This is a genomic window from Paenibacillus sp. FSL E2-0151, from assembly GCF_037993015.1.
Classification (GTDB): domain Bacteria; phylum Bacillota; class Bacilli; order Paenibacillales; family Paenibacillaceae; genus Paenibacillus; species Paenibacillus amylolyticus.
Window position 1 is genome coordinate 6494629 of record NZ_CP150308.1, and the last position, 16936, is coordinate 6511564.

Consider the following 16936-nt stretch of genomic DNA (forward strand, 5'->3'; position numbering starts at 1 on the left):
CAATTGCACTATAATCCTGCTCAAATTCTAGCCTTTGTTCATCTTACCTCAAAAAAATCATGCTGCAAGCACACTCATTGACGCTTCACTTCAACAGTGGCTGAGAAAAAGGTCGCCCCGTTCCCCATGTCCGACAACCGATTGGACGTCAGTGAATTCGCCCGCTGCTTCTTCCCGTCACCATCCCACCATAAGCCTTGGCTAATCACTGTTCCCGGCAGCATGGCTTCACTCACCTTGGCGGTAAGTTCAATGCGCCCACGATCATTCCATACGACTACTGCATCGCCATCCTCCACATTTCTACGGATGGCATCCTCGGGGTGTATCTGCAATAGAGGCATCTTTTCCAAACGTTGATGTTTGGCTGAATTGCCAAAGGTGGAGTTCAGGAAATTATGGTTTGGCGGCGACAGGAACATCAATGGATACGTATCGGCAGGTCCAGCCGGATTCTCCCCATCGTATCCTTCGACCAGAGCACTATAGGTAGGGAGCGGCGGAAGCCCTCTCTGTTCCATCGTCTCCGAATACAATTCGATTTTGCCTGAAGGCGTGGGCAGCTGATCCAGATATGCAGCATGTGGCGTCATATCCAGCTTCACGAATCGGTGTTCCTTCAGTCCCTCCAACGTGACCCCATTCATGTAGGGGTTGCCTGTGCCCTGAAGTGCGTCCTCAATCATCTGTTCCGGCGTTTCTCCGAAGATTGCAGGATCGTACCCCATAGCCTGCCCAAGCAGTGAGAACAGTTCCACGTTGCTCTTGCTCTCCCCAATCGGTGCAATTACCGGCTCTTGCAGATGAACGTACTGATGCCAATAAGAGGTGTACAGGTCCGTCGCTTCAAATGAAGATGTGGCTGGCAATACGATATCTGCATATTTCGCTGTATCCGTCATGAACAGATCATGCACAACCGTGAATAAATCTTCCCGTGCAAAACCTCGCTCCACCCGCTCGGTATCCGGTGCCACCACCAGTGGATTGCTGCAGTAAACCATCATAGCCCGGATTGGCTGCTCTGCTTCCAGCAACGCTTCACCAATCCGGTTCATGTTCACCACTCGCGGCTCGGGATTCTGCCGCAGCTCCGGACGTTCGAGCGCGTCGCTATTTGTGCTCGCGTAGCTGTTGGTGCGAACGGCACCGCCGCCTTGCTTCAGCCATTGCCCTGTAATAGCAGGCAGACATGCAACGCTACGCACGTTCATCCCCCCATTATCATGGTGCTGGAGGCCATTGCCGATGTGAATATGGGCTGCCTGTGCGTTGCCGTATAGTTCGGCCAGCTCCACAATCGTTTCCTCCGGCACGCCCGTAATGCGTGCCACACGTTCAGGGGTGTAACTGCGGACATGATCACGTAGTGCCTCATGACCTATCGTATACTTTTGCATAAACGCTTCATCCGTTAGTCCCCGTTCGAACAACACATGCATCAATCCTAGCGCCAGTGCACTGTCCGTGCCCGGATACAGCGGAATAAACCAGTCGCCCCACTGTGCGGTACGATTGCGATGAACGTCGATGACGACGATCTTGGCGCCTTTTTTGCGGGCTTTCTCCGCCAAAACGACCTGGTGCATATTTGTACTGACGATATTGCCACCCCACACCAGGATGAGATCCGCATGCTCCGTATCTTCCGGCACCGTTCCCCGATTGGCACCCATCGTATATTTCCAGCCGGTATTTCCAGCGGAGTTACAGATCGTCTGCTCCAGTACACTCGCACCAAGCGCATTGAAGAAACGCCGATCCATACCGTCTACGCCGAGAATGCCCATGTTACCGTAAAAGCTGTAGGGCAGGATACTCTCCGAGCCGTAGGTTTCGGACAATGCAGTGAATTTGGTCGTAATCTCGCGAATCGCTTCATCCCAACTGATTCGTTCAAACTGGCCTTCACCTTTGGCTCCTACACGTTTCATCGGATATTGTAGACGCTCGGGGTGATACACCCGCTCAGTCATATTTCTGACTTTATTACAGATGGCACCCTTGGTGATCGGATGATCCGGATTGCCTGCCACCTTCACAATTTTGCCGTTCTCTTTATGTAATAACAGACCACAAGTGTCCGGACAGTCGAGCGGGCACACCGCCGCAAATACACCATTCTCCTGATCGATCATCGTAAGGCTCCCCTCTTTAAAAGCTATCCCTATATCATATCTTCTTCGAGGTTATCGCGTAAAGAGAACAGTATGTTTTTGCTTCATATTCGCCGCTATAGCGGCTTTAAATTATTTTCAAAAAAATGTTTTTGAGTTTGATTCAACTTCAGAATTCAGGGGTAAATTAAAAATAAGGCATTAGGCTAGTGTTTCCCCACTTCCTCCTCATGCCATATCATGGACCACTCCCGAAATTCGCCATGAACAGGTTTCGTTCCCCCGAACCTTTTCATGGCGAATTTATTTTGCGTTAAACTCCAACAAGAACCCCATACAAAAAAAACGATCCCGCCCTGCTCCCTCACAGCATATTCGCCATGAACCGAGCAAGATCAGAATCGTCTTCTCTTCTATAACCCGTGCACACATGCTACGCTGTGCCCGCTATGCTTGTTTACTCAACATCACTCTAGCCTCCGTCTCCACAGCTTCGATCGACGTTGCCATCTCTGGCTTCACTTTTGGCTCAGCTTGGCGCAGGTACACCACCCAATAGGCTGCAGCTACAAACAGAGCACCACCAGTCAGATTCCCGAGCCATACCGGAATGAAATTCATCACATATTGACCCCACGAATAATGTCCTTCAAAGATTGCCGCCGGGATGAGGAACATATTGGCCACAACGTGCTGGAATCCAATCGCCACAAATGCCATCGTTGGAAACCAAATGCCCAGTACCTTGCCACTCATCGTATCCGAAGCATAAGATAACCACACGGCCAGCGCGACCAGCCAGTTACAGCCGATGCCAGAGATGAAAGCTTGCAGGAAGCCGTCATGCAGCTTATGCCCAGCCATATCCACCACTTTTGCCAGATATACACCCTCTCCGGTCAGGCCCAGCACATGTCCAAACGCGTACGCGACAAACAAAGCTCCAACAAAATTACCAATCGTCACTAAGGTTAGATTTTTCAACATGCTACCCACGGATAATTTTCTTGCAATCGTTGCAAGTGGAACTGCCATCATGTTACCTGTCAGCAGCTCTCCACCACCGATGAGTACCAAGATTAATCCAACCGGGAACACTGCTGCTCCAATCAGATTGACCAGACTTCCCCACTCAGCTGGCGCAGAAGCAATCACCCGAATATCCAGTAGAAAACCTAGCGCAATAAAAGCCCCTGCCAGAAAACTGAGCACCAGTACAGAAGACGCCGGATATTGAGCCTTCTTCATGCCTGTTTGCGCCGTATATTGTGCAACCTCAAGAGGTGTTTTTGCTGCCATATCATTCATCCTCTCCTTCATTGTTCATCGTTGGATAAAACCATCTGAATTCCTTTGTTTATGCGTTGAATACCATATCTCAATTGTATCTTGCTACTGCATGAAACTTTGTGCAAATTATCACAATGTTACTTAAAAAGATACTTTAAGAGTGTCTTGGAATAGTTATGACAGCAAGAGTGTAGTAAGGCCTTTTGTAGCTAAAACAACAAAAAAGAAGACTGACGATATACTCGCCAGTCTTCTCTTTCCTTTATAATCGTCCGCCTTGTTTCGTAATCTTGGCAGTTATTGTACACCTCTTATTTACGGACAAGCATGACTTATCTTTGTATGGCGTTTATCAAGATCGCTGTTAAACCATCTATTCTGCTTCCTTACACCATTGCTGGTGCTTTTACTTCTATTGGAGGCAGTGCTTGCAGACCCGCCGTGTTCAGGAAGTTCCACGGTTTGTTGTAATGTGGCTGGAAGAAGAAGTCGATGAAGGCCAGCTCATCTACGGTCATGTTATTTTGGATGCAAACCGAGATCGTATTAATCGATTGAGTCAGATCAACCTGAGACATCACCTGTGCTCCAACGATCCGACGAGTAGCCTGCTCATATACTACTTTGAGTAACAGTTTCTCAGCCGTTGGCATGAACTCCGGACGGTAGCTGTCTTCCAGTACCACGGATTCAACAATCAGGCCTTCGTCAGCAGCAGACATTTCCGTCATCCCTGTACCCGCGATATTTTGCTCATAAATTTTGATACCCGATGTTCCTTGTGTACCCATATACGGTGTCGTAGGACGAACCAGGTTACGGGCTACGAGTGTACCCATCCGCACGGCGTTGGTTGCCAGTGGAATGTAAGATGCTTTGCCTGTTGGGTTGTAATGAATAGCACAGCTGTCACCCGCAGCGAAGACGTCTTTTTGGCTCGTTTGCATGTATTTATCCACGATGATTGCGCCGTTTGGCAGCATATCCACTTGGCCTTTGAGCAGCTCTGTATTTGGACGGAAACCAATGCACAGAATAACCAGATCGGTTTCGAACTCTCCTTTGGACGTGATCACCTTAGTTACTTTGCCATCTTCACCAGTAAACTTCTGTACCGTTTGACCAAGAGCCAGTTTGATGCCGCGTCCAGTCAACGTGTCTTCGATCGCATCCGTGAATTCAGGGTCCAGGTATTTGTTCAAAATCCGGTCCACACTGTCGATCAGGGTAACTTCCTTGCCGTTCATTTGGAAAGCCTCCACCAGCTCTACGCCGATATATCCTGCACCTACAACGGTAACACGTTTGGCATCTTTGGCTTTTTCAATAATCGTGTTGGAATGATTGTAGTTTTTGCAAAGTAAAATGTTATCCATCTCGATGCCTTCAAGCTTTGGAACGACAGGCCATGAACCCGTTGTCACGATCAGTTTGTCAAACGTATCTTCAAATTCTTCCCCGGTTTGCAGGTTTTTAGCCTGAAGGGTATGGCCCTTGGCATCTACTGCTGTTACTTCATGAAGCATCTTAGTCTCAACACCAAGCTCTGCCAGTTGATTAGGCGAAGAATAGAACAAGCCGTCAGGGTCTTTCACAACCCCACCTACGTAGAGCGCAATGCCACAAGATAGGAAGGAGATATTGTCATTGCGCTCATACACCGTGATGGTAGCATCCGGGTACAATTTGGCGGTATTTACGATGGCTGCGGTTCCTGCGTGTGTACATCCGATAACTGCGATTTTCATTAAAAGTTCCTCCTCGAAATATATAAATGAGTTTGAATATAAGGTTGTTATGGTTGTGAAACATTTCACTTCTTGTCCGAAACAGTGTATGTGATTTATTTCACTTTATATACTCATTATAATGTGATATTTTTCACATTGCAATAGGTTTTGAAAAAAAAGTTTGTCGAAGGAGGTCATTCACCTGTATTTAAGCCTTGCTTCCCTTCATTGTATTGATTTCATTGTCCCCGGATTTGGGCGCGTTTATGCTATGTAATGGCTTCCGTGATCCCTGTATGAATGCAGTGTGGACGTATAAAGTTAGAGTCCTCTCTTACATTCATGTTTTACTTGTACAAAAAATAAATGGCTTCAATTTTCATTACAGGGTTGATTTCATGGATCCGACTCCTACCTGTGAAGAGAATAAATCCGCGTATATAAAATAATCAAAGAAGCCCATCCTTGCTTATGCAAGGACAGGCTTCTCAACGTTCATGTATTAACCGAGCAATTTCTCGATATCTGCAATCATTGTCTCCGGAGATTCTTTCGGTTCAACACGACCTACCACTTCACCTTCACGGTTAACAAGGAACTTGGTGAAGTTCCATTGGATGTCGCTTGTTTCACCTACGCCAGGTTGTTGCTCCTTCAGGTATTGGAACAGGGGATGAGTGTCCTCACCATTCACGTCTACCTTGGCAAACACCGGGAAATTCACACCATAGTTAATCTGGCAAAATGATTCTGCTTCCTCACTTGTACCTGGCTCCTGCCCTCCAAACTGGTTACAAGGGAAACCCAGTACAACCAAGCCTTGATCGCGATAACGATCATAGAGCTTTTGCAATTCACCGTATTGCGGGGTCAGCCCACACTTGCTGGCTGTATTGGCAATGACCAATACTTTACCTTGATACAGATCCAGTGAGACTTCTTGGTTCGCGGTGGTTACCGCCTGATATGAATATACGGACATGACTGATTCCTCCCATGACATATGTTGGTTTGGGCTGTTGCGAGCATGTTGGCATAACCAATGAACTCACAGCCTGTCTTATTATTATAGACCTGATCCGATGCGATTACCAAATCCAGGGTCTACCCGTCCCCTTTGCTCCCATGCATTGCAAATCCCCCATGAATGCAAAAGAGCCGCGTGCGATAGCGCACAGCGGCTTCATTCTATAATGTAAGGACCCACATATGGCCCATTTCGTTAACTTCCTGTCGCTTGAACACGTGGTTCTGCCCGTCCTCCAGCATGAACCATCGCACTGTTCATGACCAGCTGCTCTGGCGTCTTCGATTGCTGGCGTTCGCCTGCAAGAGCGTAAGGCAAGCAGAGCGGTACACCGGAACGCGGATCAATCACGATATCTGCTTCAATGTTGAATACTTCACGAAGTACATCTGAGTTCATAACTTCCACAGGTGAACCATGAGCGATGGCTTTACCTTTTTTGATACCAATCATGTGATGTGCGTAGCGGGAAGCATGATTCAAGTCATGCACAACCATAACAATGGTACGGTTGGCTGTGGCATTCAGTTGCTCCAGTAATTGCAATACTTCGAGCTGGTGAGCCATATCCAGGAACGTAGTCGGCTCGTCCAGGAAAAGGATATCTGTTTCTTGTGCAAGTGCCATGGCAATCCAGGCACGTTGACGCTGTCCACCAGACAGTTGATCAATCGGACGATCATGGAATTCAGTCATGGCTGTCACTTCGATAGCCCATTCAATCATACGTTTGTCTTCCGCACGCATGGAGCCAAATCCTTTTTGATAAGGAAAGCGACCATACGATACCAGTTCAGTAACGGTAAGACCTTCAGGAGCTGTTGGATTCTGTGGCAAAATCGCAAGTTGCTTGGCAACTTCACGCGTGGACTGTTTATGGATGGACTTCCCGTCGAGCAATACATTACCTGCTTTTGGAGCCATAATACGTGCCATCGTTTTCAGGATGGTTGACTTTCCTGAACCATTGGCTCCAACAAGTGCTGTAATTTTTCCTTGGGGAATCTGAATATTCAGATCCTCTACAATTAGTCTTTCCTCATAAGCGATATCCAGCTTGGTCGTCTCCAGACGAAACATGCGATCATCCCTCTCTCATTTATCCCGGTTATGTAATCCGGCTATGACAACAAAAACGAAATTGTAATTCTGTGATTTCCGACGCAAATATCTTCTACACTAAAGATACTGATAATCATTATCATTTGTCAACATAAAAAACCAAATTTTCTTCTCTTTTCGTGCTTTATTTGGTCTTTCTGTAGCAGAAATCCCGCTCTTTTCCCAAGTACACATGAGATCTTTTCTCATTCATTCCGCGCACTTTATCACTTCTGACTGTTTTTCAAACTCTTGAATCGTAAATTTTGTGTCTGAATTGTGAATGTGGCCACTCCGATGACAGAACAACCTTCTGATCGCTGTTATCCCCAGATTTTTTATCCTTTCTTAGAGGGTAAATCCGGGGATAGCATATGCTTCCGATGTAGCTTTCCTTTAGAAAGCTTTTAGGCGAACGCTTTACTTCTTCAGGTTATTTCTGTCCTCTCCGTTTTTGTGTAAATGTTAGTTCAATCTATCCAGCCGCCATATCAAACAAAAAAAGATGACCTTGAAATCTAAAGTTCAAGGTCATCTCACATACGCTCGTTTAATAAGGTATGAAGTCAGCATTTTCATTATTGAATTAAAAGACACTTAATGAATCTATGCAACACGCTCATATAAAATAACTTACAGCTTCGGCTGCGGCATCAATTGGATCACCGTCATATTGCCCTGCGTACTCTTCACACTGACAATGCTCTCGGCATCCATATTCGCTGGAAGATCGATCTGCAATCCATACGGATAGAGACGATCTACCTCTCCAATAGACATCTGTGCAGGAGTGTTCGCATCCTGTTCATTGGATACAGATGTGTCAGGCGATGTAGAACCAGTAGCTTGATCGGCATCCGTACCTTGATCCGTGTCTCCACTCGCAGCATTAGACGATGCATTCGTCTCTGCATCCGTTGTTGTATCAGTAGCAGGATCTGAAGTGGAATCACCCGATGTTGAAGGATCGGCCTGCTGATCGCCATCCTCCGTCTGCTCTATGTTTCCCGCTGAAGAACCATCCGTGCTTCCTTCGGAAGTACTTCCTGAGCCACCATCGGAAGGAACTTGGTTATCTGGCTCCTCATTCCGATTAAAACTCTCCCACTTACCTGTAGCATCCAACTCCTGCGTGTTGCCATCTTTCATCGTCAATTGCAGCGGGCCTTGCTCAAACTCAGTGCTTCCCGTATCATTCCTGAAACGGATCACCAGTTGAGCAGGTGACTCCGTACCCTCCTGTTCACTCGCAGGAATCATATAAGCAATCTGCTCCGCGAGCTGCACCTCAGGTTCAGCCGGTATGACAGGCTCCTGGGTAGATGGAGGGGATGCCGCTGGCGGCTCTACAGAATCTTTCATCCATGCATATGTACCGCCAGCAATACCCAGAACCAGGATCAAGAGGATTAATCCGAACAGGTTTTTCCTTTTACCCGTTAGCATCCGCACCAGTGGAGAGGACAATTCCGTCTTCGCACGGTCATAGACCGGCTTCATTGTCTTGCTGGCTCTCACATAATACGGTTTGAAAGCTGACTTCGACTTGAAAGCTTCACGGTCATGGGCTTTGAAATACGCCACGATGGCATCCGCATATCCTTTATGCGCATTGGAACCCCGGACAAACATCCGATGATCTCCTGACCATTCGAAGAATGGATACAGCCCTTCAGCACGACTTGCATTGGTACGGATGAATTCAATCAGGCCAGGATAATCCAACCGATTGCTGCCGCTTCCTCCCCGATAAAAAGCCATCGGCAAAGCTTCATATGCCGCAATCCCCGGATGAGCCTGCAGCTCTCCGGCAAGCCAGCGACGCGTCCAGCGTTGAAGTTCATTGCGTTCTGCCAGGGAAAGTGCCTCCAATGCCTCTTCTTCATTCCCCTCGCCACTAAGCCACACTCTCGCAGCCAGCATCATGTTCGTTCGAGCAGATACATCAGAACCCTGACGTGCCGCCCAATCCCGAACCTCATTGCCATGCTGCAAAATATCAATGCTTAATAGCTGTTCACGGTTAACCCGCTCCAGATCCAGATCCTGAATCATAAACAGGTTAATGACATAAGCAAGCTTGTCTGCAAGGCGGGTTAACTCCTCCTGATATGCCGGATCTTGACTGGCAGACGGAGATCCCCCTTTGCGATTAGGACGGGCTGTAGCTTCAGATTGACCAATTCGTGCTGTAATGCCTGTATCATAGGTGACATCAGCGGATACCCGATCCAGTATGTTAACACGCTGGAGGGCTTCATTCGCAGACTGTACCGGATTAGGCGCAGAACATAACCGTTCACGCAACTCATTGGCTGTCCGCTCCTGCAAGAAGCTGTAGTGGATCGCAGATGGATGGGACGTAACCCATCTTCGGATCACTTCAACAACGTTCGCTGCCGATTCCGTGCGTTTCAGCTGATTGTCCAGATAAGGCTCGAACAACAGCTTGGTAAGCGATTCATTGGCCAGCACTTTATCAAAGAAAGCCCGATTCAGCTGCGGATCCCGATCCAGCACAGCATACAATTCCTGCACAGCACGCATACGCTTCTGGGCGCGGGCATTATTCACACCGTAGATAAAATAGTCCACAATCCGGGATTGCACCACGGGCGTGGCAACACTGAAATATTCGCCAATGCGAGCTGCGACGTCTTCTTCGGGTACGTTCTCACGCTTCACGCTGTCCAGTTCCCTGCTGAGCAAGGTCAGGAACAGCTCGTTCAGACGGGAACGTTGCTGTAATCCACCATCCGGCTTCAAATAGGTCAGCAAGCCACTCAGGACATGACTTTTGTTATCCAGATACAAGTCTTCCATGCCTTGTTCAAGACCATAGAACACCGCAAGTTCGCCATAGGCTTCAATGGAAAGTTCCCGCCCAGGTTCCATGCCGGACAACATTTCATCCGCAAACGTATAGAACGCATCCGCCGCCGCAGGTTCCTGCAATAAGGCCCAAGCGAATTCCGCGTAAGGTAACTTCGCCACAGATGCATCCGCATGTGTCACTCTGCCTGATACCAGATCAAAGGTGAAATCCTTCTCCGTATTCCGGTCTTTCGGACGTAACGTCCCTCGCTCTACAAACTGGACGTGGATGCCCTTCTTGGCCTGTGGCTCCTTGGCAAACGTCATGAATCCCAGCTGCCGCCGGAATGCGTAGGGTAAAGCCGTGTACAGCAAACGTAACAATCCTTTGGCCCCTGCGGTCACTTCCTCTGCGGGAAGGTCCAGCGCAATGTATACTTTTCTACGTGTCGCTACAGACTGCATTACCGCATAGAGCAGGCGCTTGAACAGCACTTCGTTCATTTTCAAAGCGCTCAGCACTTGGGTTGGTGATCCTACGCCAGCATCGGTCGCCCCACCCTGTCCGCTCCGAGGTGATATAGGCAATTCAGCAAGTGCCGGCAGAACTGTACCTTGTTCGATGTCATAGGACGTGGCGAACACGGCATCCAGCCAGCCGCCTTGTTTCATCTGCTCTTCCGAGCGTTCGGGAGACAAGACGTAATTATGTGCAAAAAAGGCACTGCGTAGCCCGGTGAAATCTGCAGACTGGTACACATTTTGCCCAAGAATCGTCTCTCCACTCTCCAGATGAAGCAGGTGAATGGAAGCCGGAAACTTCGTCTCGTCCTTCTCGCTACGGCCTGTTAGCTCCGCTGGAGCGTCATAGACACAGTAGGGGTGAAGCACTTTTTTGATAAAAGAAGGGTCTAGTCCCGGCGATGCCGCAACCGTATCAAACCCCTCCGTTGTGCGAAACACCCCGCGCCGCTCTCGGGTATACAACTGTTGTTCAATGGGCGGGGTTACGGTAGAACGCATCATCCCACTCTCCCCTCAATGTACTTCAGCTTGTACAGCAGCCACAGGAAGGGTTCATCCACGCGGATGGGGCTAACCACACCCTGCAATTTCATATCCACCGGATTGCTGCCCAGCGCAGAGACTGCGAAATAGGCTGTATCCTTGAAGTACACATCCATCGTGCCCTTGAACGGACGATCCACCTTCTCGATAAAACGCCGGATCTCTCCATCGATATTCTCGAACTCGGTTAAGTCGAACCAATCGCGGTGCACCATGTTGCGGAAGACATTACTGTTGGATTTGATATAATCGCCCTCTTCATCCTTGAGGGAATGCAGCATGTCGCTTTTGGTGAGCACAACGGCCGTTGGAATATTGGTCTTGGCTTTATCCTGATACGCGATAAAATCTCCAAACATCGTCAGTACCACGTCACGTGGCTCATCGTATCGTGGTGTCCACTCTCCCGGCTCGTTGCCAAGGTTAATGCGGATTTTGTCCCGAATCGAACGAATCTGAAGCGGGTCCACCATAAACAGAATGCCTGCCGAGTTCTTGATGTGCTGCCCGTGAAGTCCGAGATAATCCTGCTCCACCATACCTTCACCCGCAACGTCAAAGAACACCAGAGTCAGCGGCGCTTTATCTTCGTCCTTGAACACAAACTGGAAGATAAACGGCTCCTGTAATTTCTCCTTCTGTGTGGAATCCAGCAGATCCCCCCGTTCGAACAACGGTTCTTCATAATCTGCACGGAACCGGCGGCTGATCTCCGCATTCAATGGCATGCAAGCCGCGTCAAAATGATCGGCCGTATAATGCTGCAATGTATGAATTAGTGAAGTCATATAGACGGATTTCCCCACCTGGGATGCACCAATAATGGAAATGATATTGCTCGGTGCTTTACCTGCCGTAACAGGCAGCTCGTTATGACATTGCGGACACAACCGGCGACGCGTAACGACACCATACCGATCGTTCAGCCCCATCACGATGTTATCGGAATAAATACGGTGTTCCTCCGGTACATCATGGGGTGCCAATACCGCCTCCATATCAAATACCGTGTCGAGTCCGAACCTTTCGCGATACCGATTCAACTTCGCATCTTCCCCGAGTGCGTAGTCCTCGTCATCATCGCGGTGATGTGCGGCGCGGAACACCACCCCTTCCGGTGAAAACTTGCTGAAACAATAAGGGCATACAATATCATAAAACAGCGGACGTTCCTCCGGCTGTTGTCTCTTCAAAAACCGACTAAAAAAGCTCATAGCCACTCCCCTCCCCTGATCAGTCAGACTAAGGTGATTTACACTTGCACTACGATGACAGAGTAACCTTCCCATCGCTAGTCCAACTATCTAGTCTGATATAAGCCGATAGGCGGCTCCATATTTCGGTCCGTCCGTGAAGAATAATCGCACATAATCATCCTTGGCAACTTCAACGGGCGGCATCTCATTTCTTCCGGGAGCAAAATCACTCACAAAAGGGTACACCGTACCATCTTCCTTATTCAGCGGAACCCCGCCCTGTTTGCGAACATAACAGAGGGCTTCCTTTGGAACAGGTACTTCCGCTGTGACGGTGATCAATACACTTTTTCGTTTCTGAAAAAAACCGCTCTTGTAACGAATGGAAAAGCGGATATCCGCCTTCCCTGCGCTTGCAATCACCATGTTGTCCTCGTCTCGTTGACGGATCAGTACAGGTCCCTCTTCCTCCATCTGACACACATACACGGTGTACTTGATGGCACCAAAACCTGTAATCCGATCCGTGTAACCATTGCTCGCCTTATATTCCTCTCTCGTGTACAGCTTCAGCTTGCCCTGTGCAGCCTCTTCCCCGGTACGATCATCGCTCATCATATCCAGCTCCAGCCGTTCCACATACACAGCTTCTACCCGTTCCGGCCAGAGCCAGCGAAGTGTACAACGCCCTTCGTCCACCGCAAGTGTCAGTTTTCGAATCAAGGGTGTCGAAGGGTCTGCATCCGTAAACCGCATTTCCATTGACCTCCCGACGTTAGAATCCTTTGCTGCGTGTATCTCTTGGTCTCTGACCAAACCCTTCGGCAGAAGAAGTTCCGCCGCCAGCTTCACGACGACCCCTGCTCTTCCGCGGCGTGTTCTCCTTAATCGGAACAATCCAGGAGAAGAGGGTCAATACGCCAGACAAAATGAGCATCGCACCAAGACGTACGAATGTATCACCCACGTTCGAACCGTCGAGTCCCCACTCCAGCAGAAGCCCTGCCAGTAGACCCGACACCGCACCACCAATACCAAAGCTGAGCGCGAGATGACGGTTATCAAACACAAGTCCGAGTGACACACCCAGTGCTACTCCAATTAGCAGTACGGCAACGACACGGAAAATCGCAAGATAAACGCTATGCTCCATCATACCTGTACGCTCCGTTACCAGTGTCCGTTCATCAATCGTATCGTAGATCTGCTGGAATGCCAGATTCAGACCACCGGAATCCGGTACATCATAGTACATGCCACCCGTTTGCTGGGCAATATTACGCAGCAAATCCGTTCCTGATGGGTCTACCAGACTGAGGCCGACTGTATTAATGGTAATCTGTTCGTTGTTATATTGGGACAAAATATCGGTCGTGTCCGCTTCACTGAAGCCATCGGATAACAAGATGACCACCGTACCGCGTTTCGGGTCCTGTTTGCCCTGAATCTGTTCCATACCTTCCCGCAGCACGGCATCAAAATTGGTGCCGCCCGAAGTCGTGACAATGCCATCGATTTTGCCATAAACCTCATTCTTGGCCGCTTCATTATCGAGCGCAATAAATGGCTGTAACAACTGCGGCTGGTCATCAAACGTAATGACAGCTACCTGTTTGTCACTCTCCATTTGGCTGATTAGTGTCTTGGCGGCTTCAAAGCGTCCGTTATCCGGATCTGTCTCGCTCATGCTGCCCGAGTTGTCGATCATCAGTACGATGTCCTTCACTTGCTTCACACCGCCCGGATTGATCTGATACAACAATTGCAGGGCGAGTCCAACAACAAATAACAGAGCCAGTGTTGCCGGAACAAGCAATTTCCACGACAGTCCCAGATACCGGAGCTTCCATGAAGCGCCATTCAGCTTGGGTGAGATCATCTCTGCGATCAAACAGAACAATCCAACGCTCAGCGCCAGTACGCCAAAGTATAATCCCATCAGCAACAGACGTGGCATCTCCCCAAGCCATTGACGCAGCATGATTTCTCCTGCCGCAAAGCCCACTGCCCCGCCAATCAGGCTGAACAGGACCAGGAGAAGATTGATTTTTCGCTGCATGTGTGCATGCATCCTTTCCAAACCAGCCTTAAACAGGCTGAGTTAATACAAGATTGGTGCTGGGTGTCAGGACACCGTCGGCGTCTTAACGAATGGGTGACAACTTTTCCACCAGACCTGCGGGGTGAAGTTCATAACCATTCTCCGTGTACGAGTCATAATATACCTTGCCGTTCCGATACACCATAAGATCCTCCAGATGGAAACCGCCCATCAGATTCAGCTTCTCCACGCCACTGCTGCGTTCTTCGTACACCACACCCAGCTTGTAGATGCGTGACGTCTCTTCGGCATGTGCCGCGTAGTCCATGAAAGCACTATGATGGTCACCAAAGAAATACTTCTCTTCATATCGATGTTCCTGCGTATAATCAAATACCCGGACCCGAACCACCGCCTGATCCTCCAGCGTATGGTACAACCTGCGGAACAGATCATCCCGGGTCAATACGTCTTTGTCTCCATAGGCAATCGTTACATTGGCCCGCTGCAGCAGCTCTTCTTCAAATGGCAATCGCAATGGCTCTGCTGTAAGCAGCAACGAGTGACATACCTCCATCAACCGTTTCAGCAGACGGTCATCGCCTTCCGTGGCGAGCCGGTTCATGTCTCCCATGTAACGTTCCTCAAACCATACGTCCCGTCCGCGTTTGGCTTCCAGGTCGATGATTAACTCTTCCGTCACTTTGCCGTAGTACTCCATCACGTTCTGCCCGATGTATTCATCCGCAGCAGCGATACTTTGGGCAGCTGTCTCTCGCAGTGTGCGTTCCAGCGCTTCAAGTGTTGCTGTGACGTGGCGACTAAAACGATGAAGTTCTTCCATCTCCGTATCGTAGATACGCAGCAGATGTAATTCATTTTCCAGTCGCAGTAATTCTACCTTTGGTACATACACTCGCTCCAGCATGCAGTCAATCAGATTGCGCACATTCTGTTTATCACGGAACAACGCTCGTTTGAACGACTGATCTTCCACTCGCTCTTGCTGACGTTGCTCCAGCAGAGCACGTGCCGATTCAAGCTGCATCGATTTATCCCGAATCAATCCGAGCAGCGCTTCACGCACACTGCCAGGCTCACTGTCACTCCAGGCCGCCCACTGGAAGTAACCAACCTCTGGATGCTCCACGCGGGAATGTTCAGCATGACGGCGCAGGGAACCGCTAGAGCTGCGCTCGCGCACACGCTCTTCGACAAGACGGACAACGTTATCGCGGAAGTACGCTTCAGCTCCTTGTCCAAACAACGCTCTCTCCGCTTCACGAAGTGAGAGCGGCTTCAGATCAGAGAAACTGACGTTATGCGTCATGATGCCACTCATGCCACTAACCAGATCTTCATCGGGCAGCAGGCCTTCGACTTTGCGTTCCACCGAGGCCGCGTCCAGTCCAAAGAAAGATAGCTTGTCCTTAATGCTCCAGTCCGGCTCCTGCCGCATGCGTGCGAGCAGATACCGATACATGTGATATAACACTGCCAGTGCAATCGGCTTGTTTGGCCGCCTGATCTCGGCAAAACCCGCGCTGGCATAACCATGCTGATCAGAGGTAGTACGAATATTGTTTTTAAAAGATGTATTGTTGTATGTGTTCGCTCCCGTGCTTGAAACGCTACCCGAGTGATCCACATCCTGCTTCCTGTTCTTCAGCAGGCAGATGCGGCAGATGATCTCGGCATTTTCGATCCAGCCACCGGGAACGCCGGTTCCACGCTCATTTTTGTCGGACAACAGATATACCAGATCAAACAACGGTGACGCGGGATGTGTAACCGGAATGGAGATCCCATCCTCCGTCACCAGCAGTTTACCGCTGAACGTGTAGTCCAAGGACTGCATATAATCCAGTTCCCGCAGAAAAGCGAGGCCTGCTGCGCTGGCATACCCGAAGGAATCCACCTGTTCCATCTCGCTCACCAATACATGCAGATCCGTCTGCACCGACTTGAAGGCTTGGGACAAAATGGTCTCCGTCAGCTTGGTGAGCTCTGACAACAATACATTCAACGGATCATCTGCTCTGGTTACCACCGTAACGTAAATCCGATCAAATGACGAGTATAACCGTCCATATTCGGCAATTCGGTTACTGACCCGACGAAGCGTACGATTCAGATCGTAGAGCGCCTGATCCGATTCGTGGAAACTGCGGTGTACATCCTTGCGCCGTGTTTTGGACGGTCGCTCCGTCTGCCCAGCGGACAGAGGCAAGCGGTGACAAGTCACCTGACCATCATCGGACGAGCCACCATTCCTCGTTTCACCCGGATGCTCTTTCTGATCTTCTGTACCAATCTGAACGTAGACCACACCGTCTCCGTTATCCCATTTCAGCCGATTGATCTCCTGCACGGCAGACACTGCAGGTGCAACCAGATCACCCACAAACAGGAACAGCGCCGGGTAATGGATACTGCTGCGTCCATCGCCCAGGCTGCCTTGACGCTCCTGCTCTATTGCATACTGCGCTGCATACTTCTCCAGATCACGCTTCAGGGTATTGTTCGAATTGAACTCCATCCCGGCCGCCATC

Annotated in this window: 10 protein-coding genes; all 10 read right to left on the bottom strand. The window is 49.4% G+C overall.

Annotated elements, in window-relative coordinates:
* Window positions 1–74 precede the first annotated feature (74 nt).
* The 10 genes from MHI55_RS28820 to MHI55_RS28865 all read right to left on the bottom strand — a co-directional run bounded on the left by MHI55_RS28820 (window position 75) and on the right by MHI55_RS28865 (window position 16935).
* Window positions 75–2138: a molybdopterin oxidoreductase family protein gene (locus MHI55_RS28820; protein ID WP_340387870.1), complete on the bottom strand. Its 2064-nt coding sequence runs from the start codon at window positions 2136–2138 to the stop codon at window positions 75–77.
* Window positions 2139–2564: 426 nt separating this feature from the next.
* Window positions 2565–3416 (bottom strand): formate/nitrite transporter family protein, encoded by an 852-nt coding sequence (locus tag MHI55_RS28825; RefSeq protein ID WP_340387872.1) that lies wholly within the window; start codon window positions 3414–3416, stop codon window positions 2565–2567.
* A gap of 377 nt (window positions 3417–3793) precedes the next feature.
* Window positions 3794–5155, bottom strand: a complete 1362-nt coding sequence (locus tag MHI55_RS28830) for an FAD-dependent oxidoreductase (RefSeq protein WP_253503821.1) — start codon at window positions 5153–5155, stop codon at window positions 3794–3796.
* Window positions 5156–5639: 484 nt separating this feature from the next.
* A complete protein-coding gene (locus MHI55_RS28835; protein ID WP_047840764.1) occupies window positions 5640–6119 on the bottom strand; it encodes a glutathione peroxidase in 480 nt (159 codons plus the stop codon).
* Window positions 6120–6359: 240 nt separating this feature from the next.
* On the bottom strand, window positions 6360–7244 hold the full coding sequence (locus MHI55_RS28840; protein WP_036612750.1) for an ABC transporter ATP-binding protein: 885 nt from the start codon (window positions 7242–7244) through the stop codon (window positions 6360–6362).
* 654 nt (window positions 7245–7898) lie between these two features.
* Complete coding sequence (locus tag MHI55_RS28845) at window positions 7899–11105, bottom strand: hypothetical protein (RefSeq protein WP_340387874.1); 3207 nt, start codon at window positions 11103–11105, stop codon at window positions 7899–7901.
* Complete coding sequence (locus MHI55_RS28850; protein ID WP_340387877.1) at window positions 11102–12361, bottom strand: hypothetical protein; 1260 nt, start codon at window positions 12359–12361, stop codon at window positions 11102–11104. The genes MHI55_RS28845 and MHI55_RS28850 overlap by 4 nt, the downstream gene beginning before the upstream one ends.
* Window positions 12362–12451: 90 nt before the next feature.
* Window positions 12452–13099 (bottom strand): beta-mannanase, encoded by a 648-nt coding sequence (locus MHI55_RS28855; protein ID WP_340387879.1) that lies wholly within the window; start codon window positions 13097–13099, stop codon window positions 12452–12454.
* A 19-nt stretch (window positions 13100–13118) separates the two neighbouring features.
* Entirely contained in the window at window positions 13119–14402 is a 1284-nt protein-coding gene (locus tag MHI55_RS28860) for a vWA domain-containing protein (RefSeq protein WP_340387881.1), read from the bottom strand.
* 85 nt (window positions 14403–14487) lie between these two features.
* Window positions 14488–16935: a transcription initiation factor TFIID gene (locus MHI55_RS28865; protein ID WP_340387883.1), complete on the bottom strand. Its 2448-nt coding sequence runs from the start codon at window positions 16933–16935 to the stop codon at window positions 14488–14490.
* Window position 16936 lies beyond the last annotated feature (1 nt).

Bases quoted from the DNA above. Each gene is read 5' to 3' on its own strand.
- MHI55_RS28865 (WP_340387883.1), bottom strand. From the start codon at position 16,935: ATGGCGGCCGGGATGGAGTTCAATTCGAACAATACCCTGAAGCGTGAT.
- MHI55_RS28845 (WP_340387874.1), bottom strand. From the start codon at position 11,105: ATGATGCGTTCTACCGTAACCCCGCCCATTGAACAACAGTTGTATACC.
- MHI55_RS28820 (WP_340387870.1), bottom strand. From the start codon at position 2,138: ATGATCGATCAGGAGAATGGTGTATTTGCGGCGGTGTGCCCGCTCGAC.
- MHI55_RS28830 (WP_253503821.1), bottom strand. From the start codon at position 5,155: ATGAAAATCGCAGTTATCGGATGTACACACGCAGGAACCGCAGCCATC.
- MHI55_RS28840 (WP_036612750.1), bottom strand. From the start codon at position 7,244: ATGTTTCGTCTGGAGACGACCAAGCTGGATATCGCTTATGAGGAAAGA.
- MHI55_RS28835 (WP_047840764.1), bottom strand. From the start codon at position 6,119: ATGTCCGTATATTCATATCAGGCGGTAACCACCGCGAACCAAGAAGTC.
- MHI55_RS28855 (WP_340387879.1), bottom strand. From the start codon at position 13,099: ATGCGGTTTACGGATGCAGACCCTTCGACACCCTTGATTCGAAAACTG.
- MHI55_RS28860 (WP_340387881.1), bottom strand. From the start codon at position 14,402: ATGCAGCGAAAAATCAATCTTCTCCTGGTCCTGTTCAGCCTGATTGGC.
- MHI55_RS28850 (WP_340387877.1), bottom strand. From the start codon at position 12,361: ATGAGCTTTTTTAGTCGGTTTTTGAAGAGACAACAGCCGGAGGAACGT.
- MHI55_RS28825 (WP_340387872.1), bottom strand. From the start codon at position 3,416: ATGGCAGCAAAAACACCTCTTGAGGTTGCACAATATACGGCGCAAACA.